Here is a 14,390-nt window from a genome sequence, read left to right as displayed (position 1 = left end):
ATCATTTCTCGCCGCAAGATAATTTCTTTAAGAGTAGCAAATCTCATTAATTATTTAATTCTCTCTGATAAACTTCTACAAATAAACTAATAACTTTCTCTAATATCTCGGGTTCAGTATTGAACATCAAAGGCAACCACCAATCTCTTACCTGAATAAAGGGATCAGCGCAATGCCTATCACCGTAATCAACAATCACAAGAGCTCTCTTTTCTAAATCAATAAGCGTATTATAATATAAAAAATCTCTATATTTTACCCCTGCTTTCTTTAAATTCGCAAGTTTAATACCTAATTCTTCAATAATCCAAAGATTATTCTTTAGGATATCAATTGCCTGTTCCTGATTACAAATTTCGCTTAACTTCACTCCTTCAAAGAACCGATAGATTAAATAACCTTCGCTAACGCCATTTCTGTTCTCCCACCCCTGTTCTACAAAAATCGCTGGACCTGGAGAAACACCCCTTAAAGAAGCAGTTAAGAAATTTTTTGCTTCTCTGCTACTTACCAATTTCACTACTAAACTGCTAACCCCTTTATCTGTCAAAACCTCAATTTTATAGGTAACTATCTTTTCTCCGGAATCAAAAGGGGCATCCCCTTCTAATGGCTCTGGCTGAGAGATAGATTTTATTACTCTGGCATCCTCGAATTTAATAACAAACTCTTTCAAACTATCTTCCAGCCCTACAAAAAAATTATTTTCTTGAAGAAGTGATAACTCACCCCCAAACCACTTCACTCTGCGAGCATACACCGGAGAAAATACTATTGTCTGAGAAAGAGCCAAAAAAAATAAAATAATTACTATTTTTCTTATTATTAAATATCGCACAAATACTCAGAAACCTATTTGTTTTAAAAATGCCAAATAAAATAAGTTATCTCTTTACCTATCAAGCACCAAAACCCTATTCCTCTCTAATATTTGACGGGGATAAAGCTCTAAGGTATTCTGGTTAGAGATATTCACCAATTCCAGCACCACCGGCAGTTCAAAACGGGCATCCATTTCATTGAAATATCCTACAAACCTTCCACCCGTCACTCCTTGGGCTATTAGTTCAGCCATTTCCCAACCAATCTTATAACCCAATGTAACATCGTATTCGCTGGGAAGCGTTCCCCTTCCTTCATAGTTAAGAAGAGAGGTTCTTACTTTTGCTTTAGGAATTCTTTTTTCTAAAACCGGAACAAGCGCGGAACCAATGCCGGCAAGTTGAACGTGTCCGTAGGCATCTGTTTTAGAAGAAGTTTTTACAATATCCGGCATATCTCCTGGCCGATAACCTTCAGCAACAACTATTACCACTGCATTTTCGCGGGCAATAATTTCCTCTGCCCTTTTTACTAATTCATCAATGGTCGCTTGAGTCCCGTCAGCATGTTTCTCCTCAGGAACAACGATCATTATCGTTCCTGCAAGGTCAACTTGTCTCCGAATTTCCTCCGCATTCAATCCGGAAAAGTCATCGGGGCGCGCCGATTCAAAAGCCAACCTTCCGGAATCCCTTCCAAACACCTCAACCACAATTACCAGCGGTTGTTCTTTCTCTCCATGAGCTTTGGCACTCTGGGCAATAGAATAAATTTCGTCCCGATACATCTTCGCTGCTGAATCAAATCCCAAACATTGCACTCCTCTTCCATTAACCATCACATCACCATCGATGGTTTTGGCAGTAGCCAAAACCACCATTTCCGGATTTTCCTGGGATAATCTCTGGGCAACCTTAAGATTATCATCTCCTCCTGTAGAAATCCACGCTCCAAAACCCTTTATGTTTTCCAGAGTCTTTGCCATATCTTCTGCTTTCTTAAAAGGATTATACCTTGAAGAGCCCAAAAAAGTACTGCCCTGTTCCGCAACATCTTCAGCGTATAATTCATCTATCAGAACAAGATGTTCGGGAAATTCTTCCGGAGAAACCACCAGACTGGCTCCTGCGTTTCTTAAACCCAAAACAGTCATTTCTGGTTTCAATTTCTTTAATCCTTGGACTGCAGAACTGATTACTGCATTTATACCCGCAGAATCTCCACCACCTGTAAAGACAAGCACACAATTCTCTCTATGTTCAAGAGCCCTCTGAACTAATTCTTGATGAGTAACAGTAACGAATCGCCCTTCTTCTATCCCTTTTAAAATATCCTGCACGCTAAAACCATCACGACTAATAATTCTTTTCCCAGAGATACTCAATCTCGCAATATGCTCTCCGCTACGAGCATCGACTACAATGGAACCCAATCCACCCCCAATATGGAGGATATTCAACAAATATGCCTCATCTAAAAGTTGTGGGTCAGTGATTAAAAGATTACGATGAATTCTACGGAAAGAAAAATATTCTTGAGAATTATAATTTAAAGGACAAAATAGAAAAAACAATAAACAAAAAGAAAGAACTAAAAATATTTTTCTCATCTCTACAATCCCTCCTTTAGTAGCAAATAATTTTTAGACAACTTCAATTACTAAGAAGAATTATAAGATCTCACCATCCCCAACCCAAATACTTTACAATCTTCCAAACTTTCTCTAGAGCATTAAAAGCAGTAAAATACTCTCTTGCTACTTCGCGGGTTGTTTCTACAATTAAATCCAAATCCTCACCAGAAATATTATCAATTTCAGCTCTAAAAACTCCTATTGCCCGTTTTATAGGATCAATAATTAAAGCATAGTAAGGACACTCTGAACTTAGCAGTTGTTCACGTGTATAACTTCTTACCGGAAGAAGTCCAGAAAATTTCTCTGGAGCTTTCCTTTTTTCTTCTTCCACTGTCCACTCTACCATTCTATAGAATAAATCCAAAGGCATGCTTCTTAAAACAGTTCTCCGCCACTCGGTTCCTACATTGGCTTTAAGGATATTTCCCGCAAGTTGATCTTTTATAACCTCAAAAGGCGTACCAGTAGTTCCGTGCTGAGCAAGGGAAACTCCTAAAGGTCTTATAGCGCTCGCTATTTCATCGGTTCTTTTTACATCTACAGTCGTAGGAACCTCTTTACCCCCAATGAAGACAATTCCGTGTTTTGTTCCATTATTTACCGCCAAAAGCTGTGGTTTTATCCCAAATCTTTGTAATGCTTCAATCAAAACTACCGCTTCTAAAGGAGTAGTCATCACCGCCTCTCCCGTCAGTGGATCAACTCTTCCAATATGACCAACTTCCACCTCTAAACCAAACTCTTCAGGAATAAATTTTGCTAATTCTATATTTATCTCAATAATCCGCTTTAAATCTAAGTAAGCCTTTAAATAATCAAACAAAAGAACCGCATTGTCTATTCCCTCAATATAGAAAATATCATCATCACCCAGCCCATCAATTTCTTTTAGCTCTTCCAAGGAAGTAAACGGACCGTTCTCTACAATGGCACGGGCAATAGTTCCAGGCATACGTGGAATGCTCATCAAATCTTCATACCCCATTTTATTCAAAACTGCAACTAGAATCTGTGACTCAATATAGTCCATCAGAATATTGATCTTTCTCTCGTCTATTCCTTCAATAGAAGAGAGTTCTTTTAATTTTTTAAATTCTCGCGCGGCTAAAGTTTTTGCTAAACTTTCATCAAAACCAAGCCTCAAGAACTCTTCCACCTCCATGGCATTGAGCGTTTTTAACTGGGTATCTTCTCTCACTGCGGGAAGAGATGAAGGATCAATAGCAAAAGAGGTATATCCTGCAGATAATTGTGCTTGATTAAGTCTTTTAGCATAGTCAATTGCCTCCGCTGTATCTTTACTTACTGTGGTGTGGTCAGCATGAATGGCATAAGGCAGGTCGTAACCTAAAAGAAAGGCATAGTATCTTACTACTTCCGCAAATTCCTGGGGATTTCTACCGATATAACCAATAGCTATTTTCGCAGGGTCATTTGGGTCTTGCAGGTTGACTTCACTCATTGCCGATTCAAACATAAGGGGAGCTCCAAATTCTAAAGAAGCAAGCATAAGTCCGGGAATACTTACCGACATCTGGGTATTTGCGGCCATAATGGCGGTATTTCCTCCTTCTAAAGCTCTAAGCATACTCTTAGAACTCACTGGTGAAGTTGCCCAGAGTCCAGCCATCAGAGTAATAATTTCAAGACGCTCTCTATATTTCAGGTAATTAGCTTTATCAATCCTGCCATTGTTAAAAGAGGAGTCAAGTGCTTCTAAAAGCTGTTCACCAATGATTTTTATATCTTTAACACTTAACATCTTATTTAAAAGAGCCCTTCCTCCCCTATTTAATCCCAACTCATCTCTTCTTATCCCCAAAGCATAGTTCTGTGCTGCCGAGAAAAGGTCGCGAATATCAAGAAGGTCAATTCTAATTCCTGACCTTTCTGAAACTACCAAAAAATCAACAAGATTATTCGCTATAAAAGAATAAAAATCTTCTGTTTCCTCCACAGACAAGCGCAATCTCTCTATCTGGCGAAAAAGTTCTATCCCTTCATCAAAGTTAAGACCAGTTTGTAATCCGTTTCCTAAAAGAGAGAGTAATTTTTGAAAGGGAGACACTATTAAAAATTCTTGATTCTTAGCCCGACGAGAAATTAAGATTACTCCATTCCGGAGTTCACCAGAAAAGAGAGAAAATTGAACAGAAAAGAAAATAAAAATAACTCTTACTAAATTGCTTATCCGCATAATTCCTCCTTTTGCGAGAATAAATCTTATTTTCTATGGGATAGGAGCATAGGCATGTACACCCAATCTGTCACTACGCACCAAGAGTTCTTCGGGGGTTAAACCAGGGTTCTCCAGTAATAGGGTAAACATAATAATTCCCCTTAAGTACTGTTGAGTATAACTCCATTCGTTATCATACCAAGTATTAAGCACGATCATATCGCCAACATATTCTCCTTTATCATTATAACGAGGAGTAACTTTCACCGTTGAAGCTTCCACAATGGAAGTAATATCTGAACCGTTTATCGCTAGGGAATCTAATTTTTCTCCAGTATTTACTCTTAAAATATTAAAGAGGTCAGTTCTCGCTCTTTCTTGTAAATAAGCAACTATTTCTTCCTTGGTCACGGGCGATTTACCATCTAAATAGAAAGAAATCTGCGATTCCGAACCATTAGGATTGCCCACGCGCAAAGCTATTCCCTCCATTTTGTCAATTTCTTCAATGATTTTAGGAATAACTTTAGCTGCACCAGTACTAGAAACTACAATATTAAGTGCTCCTGCTCTTGCTCTCTCAGGCTCTTTATTTGGGTCTCTGATTTGAATTGGTAAAAGATGTGCTTGGGTCTGGGTTACTGCATGAACTGTCTCTAAAGTGACTTTTTCTAATTGCTCTTCTACTTGCAATCCTCTTGCTTCTAAAAGATCAAGCACTGCTCTTATGGCAGGAGCAGCATTATTTGTAGTACATGAACCAAAAGAAACCACTTGAGATAGTCCTTCTCTTGCCATCGCTACAAAAGTTTCAGGATTTACACCGGGAACAATCTCTGGAGTAGTTTTATCTTTTGCGGGAGCGCTGATAAAGCCATATTTAGCTCCTGCTTGAAAGAAAGGTTCAAAATCCTTTGTTTGAGTATAATTGCCACTTGCTTCTAAAACATACTCAATCCCCAAATCACCTAACGGAAGTTGACGCACTTCTTCATCTTCACGGGCATTAAACACATATATTTTATGGCCATTTATAGTCACAAACTCTATCTCTCTCCCGTCCAATAACTTCTGCTTGCCGGTTTCTATTACCGCCCGCGTAGGACCTAGTATTTCGTCATAAAGTAATCCCTGACGCAAGGCTTCGGCACTACGCACTCCGTTAACCGCCACCACATCAAAATTAGGATCTCCGATAAGACTTCTCAAAATATTTACTCCAATTCTCCCTCCTCCCCCATTGACCATAACTCTCTTCGGTTGAGCAAGAACTTGAACTTTAGGATGCTCTACTGCCGGATAGATTACACTTGCCTTCTGGGTAGAAAGAATACCTAACTCCGACAAACGCTGTCCCACCTCAGTGATGGCAGAAATCATCATTCCTGCGTAAGAATAATCCCCTACCCAACCACGCAGAGTTATCATGGTAGAACCATCTTTTAGCTCGTCTACCACAGTCTTACCGGTATTGAGATAAAAAAGTTTTGTCTCATAGGGGTTGGTAAACATTGCCGAAGTAGAATCTTTTTCAGGAGCAACTCCTAATAAAGGATGCGCTTCAAATATTTTTATTAAATCTTCTTTGGTAACTTTACTGGGAAAAGTAATTACTATTCCTACCAGTCTTGCTCCTTTGATATCTCCGGATATTTTTGTGGTATGAAGAGTTACTCTCATTCCCGGGGAGGTTATCCCTAAAGAAGAAAGGTAATCAGAAACATCGGCTTCTTTTGCCGAAGGCACAATAGTCATATCCCCTTCCGGACAAAATACATCTATTCTACCCACCATCCCAAAACCTCCTAATTCTTCTCTCAGAGCTTGTAAAGCTATTGCTAAACCTGTAAGTTCCGAAACATTAACCACCGCACTATCCCATTCTCCAATAGAACCAGGTAAAGCAGTTATTCCTTCTTGCGTTGTTATGCTTCCTACAGGAAAATAAAGCGCTCTTTTCCCGGAAAGAATCGAAGGAGCACGGGAGACATCTCCTAGACAGATAGAAACATCGGCTCCGCCGGTGGATCTTGTAGAACTTGTAGAAACAGGTATTCTTACCTCTGTATCCATTCCTCTTATAATTAAGGTGTTTCCTTCAGCACTTACATTAACCCCTCTCCACGGACCTAACGCATAATTTGACTGAATGGCTCTAGCCAACTCTTCCGCAGAAACAGGAGATACAATCGCTGAGATTTCTATATCGCGGTTATAGCTTAAAGCACGAAAAAAAGCCGATAATGTCGGAACTAACGCCGGATTCTCTTCAAAAGTTTGAGGCAAAATCATCTCTACCTTCACCATACCATCTAATGCATCTACCACTTCTATCCCTGAAGATGGTAAATAACCTACAGGAACACTTCTGAGTCTTCTCAATAAAAAAGAAGAATCACCGGAAAAAGAAAAACCAAAACTAAAAGAAAGCACCAAAAAAGAAACTAAGAAAAATTTTATTTTAGAACCTTTCATTACATTCCCTCCTTTCATTTAAATATAAATAGGAATTTATTAACCTCTTGGCTATTTCCTTGTCTAATCCTTCAAAACCATGCTCCAATGCTTTAATCAGGGCTTGATACCCTTTAGAATGAGAAACTATTTTTTCACTTTCCAATAGAAAGAAATAATTAAAATCTCTCATCTTTTTATTCTAGAAAGTTAATTTATGATATTGAAATTTAAGTTTTATAAAGTACCTCTCTTCTACATTAAGATATAACACGCTTTTTGCAAATCGTCAAGGGCTGCGTTGATGATATTTTGTTCGTTGTGTTCGTTAATTTCGTTATTTTCGTTTAGTTGGTTATTTCGTTGAGTTCGTTATTTTTTATTACAAATTACCGATTACGGTTTACGGATTACGACTCATTATCACTTCGTATCAATATAATTAAAAGGCGTAAGCTCATCCGCTCTTTCTGCTAGATAAGCAAGTGCTGCTCCTCCTGCAGTAAGAATGGTCATATTAAACTGCTCAGGTGTTCCCTGATATTCAGCCAACATATTCAAAGCAGCAAAAGCTCCTTCTCCTCCTAAAATTAATTTTTCTGCAGGATGATTTATCAACATTCTATTTATATCATTTGTTCCCCAGTCAAAAGGAAAACCTTTTTCTAACCATCCTGCGGTGCCGTTACTAATTATTCTTCCTGAAGAAGGAATCATCTCCATCATGTCTTTGAGCATTTTTAAAGTAATAATTCCAATATCCCAAATGGCTCTTTCTGGCGGTATATCAGCAATTTTATTTCCTTTTTTATCAGCAATAACTAATAAACTTCCATCATCTAAACGCACATCCACAGGAAGCACAATGCGTACGCCACGCTTTTCGGCTAAAGCAAGTATCTCTTCTGCTTCACTCACGAGTTCTGTGTCAATTTTAGACTTTCCTAATTCAAATCCTTTGGCTTTAAGGAACAAGTGTGCCATTGCTCCCGAGAGAAAAACAGTTTTTACTCTTCCACTAGACACTAAATTCTTTATAGATTCAATCTTTTCAAATTTTGAACCGCCAAACAAGGCTAAATCTATACCACCCTTAACAAAATTTTCCAGAATTCCAAACTCTTCTACCACCAATTTTCCTAAAACCGTCGGAAGCCCTCTTCTCTGCATTAAGAGAGGTAAGATAGTTTCAGACACTTGGTCGCTACCGTGCATATTGGCAGACCCATCATTTACGTAAATCTCTGCCCTCGTGTAATTAAGAATTGCCTCCGCAAAGGCTTCATCTTGTTTTTCTTCTCCGGAATGAAAACGCAAATTCTGTAAAGAAATTACCTCCCCCGGATTCATCTTGCTAACCAACTCCCTTAATTCATCACCTACTACGGCATCTGGACCTATTTTAATCTCTTTGCCTAACATTTCACTAAACTTAGCAATTACCGGTTCTATCCTATATTCTTGAACAATCTTTCCTTTGGGTCGGCCTAAATGAAACATCAAAACTACCTTCGCACCACGCTTAGTTAAATTTTCTATTGTCTCTTTTGCTCTTTCTAAGCGATAGGTGTCTAAAACAAGTCCATCTTTAATAGGCACATTAAAATCTACCCTCACTAAAACAACCTTGCCATAAATATCTCCCAAATCATCGATAGTCTTCTTTGAACCAATTCCTAAGCTAAAAATATTACTTTGCTTACTTCTGCGTAATGCGTAGAGAAAATTATGGCAAGATAAATAAGAAGAAAAATTAAATAATACATCTAAACCAAAAACAAATAGCAAAAATAACCTCACCAATAACATTTGTATAAACACCTTCTTTATGTATTTAATTATAGGGGTTCTAAATTTAAGCTTAAAGGAAAGATTAGTTACCGCATCCTTAGATAAAGGAATTTTAGTTTCGTTTAAAATATAACACGCTTTTTGCAAATCGTCAAGTGTCCCTTGACGCTAGGTAAATTAGGTGTTATATTTTCTCAGGGAAGAAAAATGAGAACAAGAATTTTATTACTCTTATCTTTGCTTAGTCTATTATTTAACGCTCTTTTTATCTTTATAGAACCTCTCTCTTATTCTTCTCTACGCAGAATAAAAACTCATCCCTCGTTTATCACCACCGAAGAAATACGCGAAGCAGCAAATAATTGGCGCGTTGGGCAGGTTGATTTTATTGAGATAGAAGAACTTAAAGGAGTAAAATTTAGTCCTCCTTTATTGTTAATTGCCAAGTCAAAAGGGGGAGATAAAATTCATCTTATTTGCGCTCTTTTGAATGAATACTGGTTCTTAACGGGAGAAGTGCCAGCAAGAAACGTCCCTTATATTCTTACCCTTTACCAAGATGGTTGCTATATCTATCAATATGCAGAAGGAAGGGAAGACTCTCCTCCTTCCGGATGGGTACAGAATCCCTGGACAGGAGAAGCAGAAAAATATAGGCCCCTCCCCCCGTTTTTACCTAAGCTCAAAAGCTGGGGTATAGACTATACGCGGGATACAGTACAAGCAGATGATGGACGCGTAGGTAAACACTGGATTGAAGGAGAAAATTATAATCCTAAAACCGGCGAGGATGGTTATTTAATTGATTATGAAGCGATAAATATTGACTACGAAAAATTAGAAGAATCTCTAAAAAAAGAGGAGCAGCGTTTAAGAGAAGTATTAGGTTATAAATATGAGCTTTTAATGATTGCTTTTAAGCTCTGTTCGGAAAGTTATAGACTATGGAGCGAAGAAGGGGAAAGAAAAGTTTTAGAGTCAAGACTTTACGAACTTTTCACTCAATATCAAAGAGAGGTCTGGGATAAAATCCTTGCCGAGCGTGGCAAAAAATAAAGTTAGAATCCCCCCTCTAATCTTAACAAAAATTAAGAAAGACGAACTATCAACAACTCAGTTAGTCGGGAAGACTTTTTTTAAGTAAAACCCTGCAACTACGCCATAATCTATTTAAGATGTTTTTTTAGAGAATAATTCCCTTTAGATTCTATCTTCGTTTTTGCATAACCGCAACATTGGCGCTTTGGTTCCATAGGTTGTAGAATCCAATACTTGGACAATCTTCCCCGTAATATCTCTCCCCATACCAAACACGTATGCGGTCATCTATGGAATCCCAGCTCGTCTCTTCTCTCACCCTCATCTCTTCATTATTCCAATAAACGATTCTAATACCCATCTCTTCCAATTTACTGCGTTCTAAAAACAAAAAAGAGAATATTGAAGCGGTAATAAACACTGCGTAAGGATTACTACTTAATGCATCTACTGCCGCAAGAGCAATATGCGTGCTTTGCTTTTGGGCCTGCGATAGATTTTCTTTAGAAAGAGAAATTTGAGCTTGCCCCAATACTCCTGCCGCAACAATAATGTCAAATTTTCTCCTGCCCACCAATTCGCTTAAATCCTCGGAATCGCCCTCGTAAAATTCAATACCAAGCCTGCTCATTTTCTCTTTAACATCTTGAGATAATTCTAAATCTACACCAACCAGTTCTATCCCCGCTTCCTTAGCGAGAGGTTGAAGCATAAACAAAAAATTACCCCTCCCACAACCCAAATCTAATATTGACCTAATACCATGATACTTAAATAGTTGGATAAATGCAGTTCTTAAATCGGAAGAAAGCAGCTCCCCCCTATAACCTGTTCGTAAATGTTCATATAACCGCCAAGCAATAGGGTAATAAGAGGGTGGGATAAATTCTTTAATCCCATCAATAAAATACTGAGGAGCACAATAAGTAAGATTGTAATCTGAACGAGAGTCACTTTTTACTCTACGTGCACTTAGCCTATCGTAGATAATTTGGCTCTTTTGAGGTAAGATAAGATAGCTACCGGATAGAAAAGACCATACCACAGCAAAATATAAAACAAGCCCCATTTTCATTCTTCTAAATTTCATCACCGCTAAGCCATTTTTAAGAAAAAGATTTTATAACCGGCTTAAAATCGCCCAAACAGGGTATACTTTTACAAAACAATTCAAGATTTTTATTCTTGCAATTGCTTCCTCTTTAAAGATACCACAATTATCGGCTATCGTCAAGGATGTGTGCTGGCTGGAACAACAGAAAATTCACAAGAAAGAATTGCTAAGGAAGACCCATCGTAAGGTTATCTTGAAGGGTTATTTTGCCCCGCGCTTTACTCCAGTTAAATACATACTCCCAGACTTCATCGGGTTTCTTAATCTTTTCTTTGGCAAAAGCATAAGAGATATCGCGGGAGAGAATCTTAATCTCCTTTTCCTTTAATCTCCCTACGATTTTTTTGGCAAGAGAAGTAGTAACAGTCAAATCTTCCACCTCTTTATTTAAATAGGTGCGCAAGGCTTCTTCAGGAAAACTCCTTAAAATTAAGATTCTTTCTTCCTCAGGAGAAATTTCTACCCCATTGTTATCAAGAACTTGGCACAATTGGTCAGAAATAAAACTTTCTTCAAAACCCCGTTCACTAATTACATAAGTCTCAATGGTAAAATCCTCTAAATCAAGTTTTTCTTCCAGGCCGTAATGACCTATTCCCCTCAAGGTAAAGATAATACTTTGAGGGTTTCCCTGAGCAATTCTTTTAATTTGCCGGCGGAAATTTTCATCACGCTCCTTAACATTATAGAGCCAAAAACCCTGATTGTATTCTTTAAGTTTCTTAACATACCCTCTAGGGTCTCCCCGACAAAAGGCATTTATTGCCTTATTATGGATATTTAACTCGTCAAAACGCACAATATGGCGCCAATTAGCATAATCAAGTTCTTCCATATAGGAGATAATTTTATACTTTGCTAAATATGAATATTGTGCCTGATAGAAAGGATTTTCGTCATAGGTAGAAACCCCCCGAGAAAAACGCTCTACTTCTTCGGCCAAAGCTTTGCTTGCACGTTCAAATGCTTCTTTCTCTTCTATTTTATAAGTCTTTTGGGTCTTTCTTATTGACTCTTTGGGAATAAGCCCCAATTCATCAATGTAGATAAGTTTCTTGCCGGAAAAATCTGCCTCTTGGCGCAACTTATCTAAAATTGGCCTTAATTTCTCAAAGTTTTCCTTATGGTATGCATAGGCAATAATAAACCGACCACCTCTAACCCGCTCATCCCTTACCCTTTCGGCCATTATATTTACTAAAGGTAAAGATAAAATATAACCTGACCAAGATTCTAAGAATTCCTTCTCAGGAATAAGCAGCTTTTCACCCTCAATCCATAAAACAATTCCTTCAGCAGAAATCTCTCTTACTAAAACATATCCCTTATCTTTTAAATAGGCAATAAACGGCGAACCATTTTTTTTAAGAACCGAGATATTTTCTTCTTCTGGAGTAATTTTAAAAGCATGTAAGAATATCCCTTTCTTTCTAAAAACTTCAAGTATATGCTTAATATACGGCTCATAAATAACGCTGTTAGGAAGTGAACCTAACTGACTTTCAAAATAGAGAGATTCTATTTCTTTGCCCAGAGACTTGCTAAACTCTGAGAAAAGAAAAGAGAGATTTTTCTGAAAAGAAATCTCTCTTACTTCCTCGGAAGGAGAAATTGCAGAAAGAGCTAAAGAATTAAAATTAAATAGAACACTGATTAAAAAAATAAAAGTTAAGTAAAACCGTCTCATTTTTTATTTTTTATTTTTAATTTTTTATTATACCATAAACTTGGTTTTTATAAAGAAAGTTGTTTTGAATCTTCGGGGAAGATAAACCTCGCCACTTCGCAAGTGACCATCGTGTCCACCTACGAGGTAGAAATACTACTCTTTCTTTGTTAATTAACCAATCAATAGTATTTATTCCTCTATTCTCATTCTTTATTTATAATTCCGATCTTTGAAACAACCCAATCATATATATATTTGGAAACTTTCTGCTCATCCTGTAACAATCCGGAATCTTTAATGCTTTCATAAATAGCTTTGCTTAAAGCTAAGATATCATCTACATTTATTTTCTCAATTAGCTTATTGGCCTCTATTACTGCAATTCTAGAATTCAATTTCCTAAATATGAAGAAATAGTTCCGTAAATATTCTTGAACAAGGCTAAAGATATATAGCTGTTTATCATCGCCAAGATATACATTTATATTATTGCACAATTGAATAAAATGTTTATATGTAAGATTATTGATTGTAAATCCTTCTCCAAGGACAATAAACTTGACTTGAAACCCTCTTTTGGTCAACATCTCTTCTAAACCAGAATGTCCAATTCCTCTAATAGTAAAAAATAAGTCCTCAGGATTATCTTTTATAACAGCCTCTATTTGTTGGATAAAATTGTTGTCTCTCTCTTTTATGTTATACTCCCAGTAACCATAATTGTAGTCTTTAATAAAATCTAGATAAAGGTCTATGTTCCCGCAAAAGAATGAACGAACCGCAAACTGCAGATTATTTAAATAATCTAGCAAAACTATCTTACGCCAATTAATATATTCTAAATCTTCTGTAATTACTTTTATTTTATGTTCCGCTAAATAGTTATAAATTTTACTGTAAGTATCTAAAGAATCATAGAGCGGGATACCTTTCTCTATATTCTTATTCTCTTCTGATATGGCGATTTTTATCTTATCAAATGCTTCCTTTTCGGATAAGCCATAAATTTTTATATAGTTATTTACTGTATCAAGCGGAATCAAACCCAATTCGTCTATATATACTAACCTTCTGCCTTTCTTTGTTGCTAAGTCCATAATCTCATCTAAGGCTTTCCTAATACTATCAAAATCTTCATCATGATAGGAATAAATAATATAAAAATCGTTTGCCTCTTTTTCTGTTTGGCAGTACTGCCACAACCATGTACCACACAACAAGGGAGATAAAATAATATTAACCCAACTGCTTATAAATTTACTCTGTGAAATCTCTCGACTTACGCCTGTTTTATTATCTTTGATGATATAGCCGGATAACGATTTATCTACTACAATAACCCAGCCAGAACCATTTAAATACGTTAAAAAAGGAGGAGGCAATTTCTCAATATCATTTGTTTTATCCAATTTATATGCTCCTATTGGTAATCCTTTTCTCCTAATTTCACCTAAGAAAGAATTTAAATATTCACAATTTACATCAACGGGTAATTTTATGTTGATATCAGAGGAAGGAATTCCCTTTAAATAAAGAGATTTTTCTTGCATTATATGAATGTATTTGTTTAATAAGTCCGCATCTTCATGTGCCACCCGTTCCGTCTCCGCAGAAGAAGGACTGCTGGTAATAAATAATAATATTAAAGATAAGGCTGGAATAAGAAGCTTTATTTTCATAGGTTTAC

General features: G+C 36.9%; 10 protein-coding genes. 1 reads left to right on the top strand and 9 read right to left on the bottom strand.

What is annotated here, in order from left to right; translation table 11 throughout:
• Positions 1 to 46 precede the first annotated feature (46 nt).
• From NC818_00235 to NC818_00210, 6 genes are all read right to left on the bottom strand, one after another.
• Positions 47 to 838 (bottom strand): hypothetical protein, encoded by a 792-nt coding sequence (locus NC818_00235; GenBank protein ID MCM8783197.1) that lies wholly within the window; start codon positions 836 to 838, stop codon positions 47 to 49.
• 54 nt (positions 839 to 892) lie between these two features.
• Positions 893 to 2,431 carry a 6-phosphofructokinase gene (locus tag NC818_00230; protein MCM8783196.1) on the bottom strand — a complete coding sequence of 513 codons (1,539 nt, stop codon included), beginning with the start codon at positions 2,429 to 2,431 and terminating at the stop codon, positions 893 to 895.
• Positions 2,432 to 2,501: 70 nt separating this feature from the next.
• Positions 2,502 to 4,655 (bottom strand): helix-hairpin-helix domain-containing protein, encoded by a 2,154-nt coding sequence (locus NC818_00225; GenBank protein ID MCM8783195.1) that lies wholly within the window; start codon positions 4,653 to 4,655, stop codon positions 2,502 to 2,504.
• Between the two features lie 33 nt (positions 4,656 to 4,688).
• Positions 4,689 to 7,112: a hypothetical protein gene (locus NC818_00220; GenBank protein ID MCM8783194.1), complete on the bottom strand. Its 2,424-nt coding sequence runs from the start codon at positions 7,110 to 7,112 to the stop codon at positions 4,689 to 4,691.
• Entirely contained in the window at positions 7,099 to 7,284 is a 186-nt protein-coding gene (locus tag NC818_00215) for a hypothetical protein (protein ID MCM8783193.1), read from the bottom strand. Before NC818_00215 ends, NC818_00220 begins: the two co-directional genes overlap by 14 nt.
• A gap of 230 nt (positions 7,285 to 7,514) precedes the next feature.
• Entirely contained in the window at positions 7,515 to 8,900 is a 1,386-nt protein-coding gene (locus NC818_00210) for a phosphoglycerate kinase (protein MCM8783192.1), read from the bottom strand.
• 189 nt (positions 8,901 to 9,089) lie between these two features.
• On the opposite strand from NC818_00210, the gene NC818_00205 reads away from it, so the two are divergent.
• Positions 9,090 to 9,938, top strand: coding sequence for a hypothetical protein (locus NC818_00205; protein ID MCM8783191.1), 849 nt, complete (start codon positions 9,090 to 9,092; stop codon positions 9,936 to 9,938).
• Between the two features lie 151 nt (positions 9,939 to 10,089).
• Here the strand turns inward: NC818_00205 and NC818_00200 are convergent, their stop codons facing one another.
• From NC818_00200 to NC818_00190, 3 genes are all read right to left on the bottom strand, one after another.
• Positions 10,090 to 11,010 (bottom strand): class I SAM-dependent methyltransferase, encoded by a 921-nt coding sequence (locus tag NC818_00200; protein ID MCM8783190.1) that lies wholly within the window; start codon positions 11,008 to 11,010, stop codon positions 10,090 to 10,092.
• Between the two features lie 190 nt (positions 11,011 to 11,200).
• Positions 11,201 to 12,721, bottom strand: a complete 1,521-nt coding sequence (locus tag NC818_00195; protein MCM8783189.1) for a hypothetical protein — start codon at positions 12,719 to 12,721, stop codon at positions 11,201 to 11,203.
• A gap of 185 nt (positions 12,722 to 12,906) precedes the next feature.
• Positions 12,907 to 14,382 (bottom strand): hypothetical protein, encoded by a 1,476-nt coding sequence (locus tag NC818_00190; protein ID MCM8783188.1) that lies wholly within the window; start codon positions 14,380 to 14,382, stop codon positions 12,907 to 12,909.
• Between the last annotated feature and the right edge of the window lie 8 nt (positions 14,383 to 14,390).

It is taken from the genome of Candidatus Omnitrophota bacterium, assembly GCA_023819145.1.
In the GTDB taxonomy this organism is placed as follows: Bacteria; Omnitrophota; Gorgyraeia; order DTHP01; family DTHP01; genus JBFWKV01.
Note: the sequence above shows the minus strand (reverse complement) of the source record. Positions and strands in the feature narration are given on the sequence as shown.

Coding starts and splice junctions, on each gene's coding strand:
- NC818_00200 (MCM8783190.1), bottom strand. CDS start 11,010: ATGAAATTTAGAAGAATGAAAATGGGGCTTGTTTTATATTTTGCTGTG.
- NC818_00190 (MCM8783188.1), bottom strand. CDS start 14,382: ATGAAAATAAAGCTTCTTATTCCAGCCTTATCTTTAATATTATTATTT.
- NC818_00220 (MCM8783194.1), bottom strand. CDS start 7,112: ATGAAAGGTTCTAAAATAAAATTTTTCTTAGTTTCTTTTTTGGTGCTT.
- NC818_00225 (MCM8783195.1), bottom strand. CDS start 4,655: ATGCGGATAAGCAATTTAGTAAGAGTTATTTTTATTTTCTTTTCTGTT.
- NC818_00195 (MCM8783189.1), bottom strand. CDS start 12,721: ATGAGACGGTTTTACTTAACTTTTATTTTTTTAATCAGTGTTCTATTT.
- NC818_00230 (MCM8783196.1), bottom strand. CDS start 2,431: ATGAGAAAAATATTTTTAGTTCTTTCTTTTTGTTTATTGTTTTTTCTA.
- NC818_00215 (MCM8783193.1), bottom strand. CDS start 7,284: ATGAGAGATTTTAATTATTTCTTTCTATTGGAAAGTGAAAAAATAGTT.
- NC818_00205 (MCM8783191.1), top strand. CDS start 9,090: ATGAGAACAAGAATTTTATTACTCTTATCTTTGCTTAGTCTATTATTT.
- NC818_00210 (MCM8783192.1), bottom strand. CDS start 8,900: ATGTTATTGGTGAGGTTATTTTTGCTATTTGTTTTTGGTTTAGATGTA.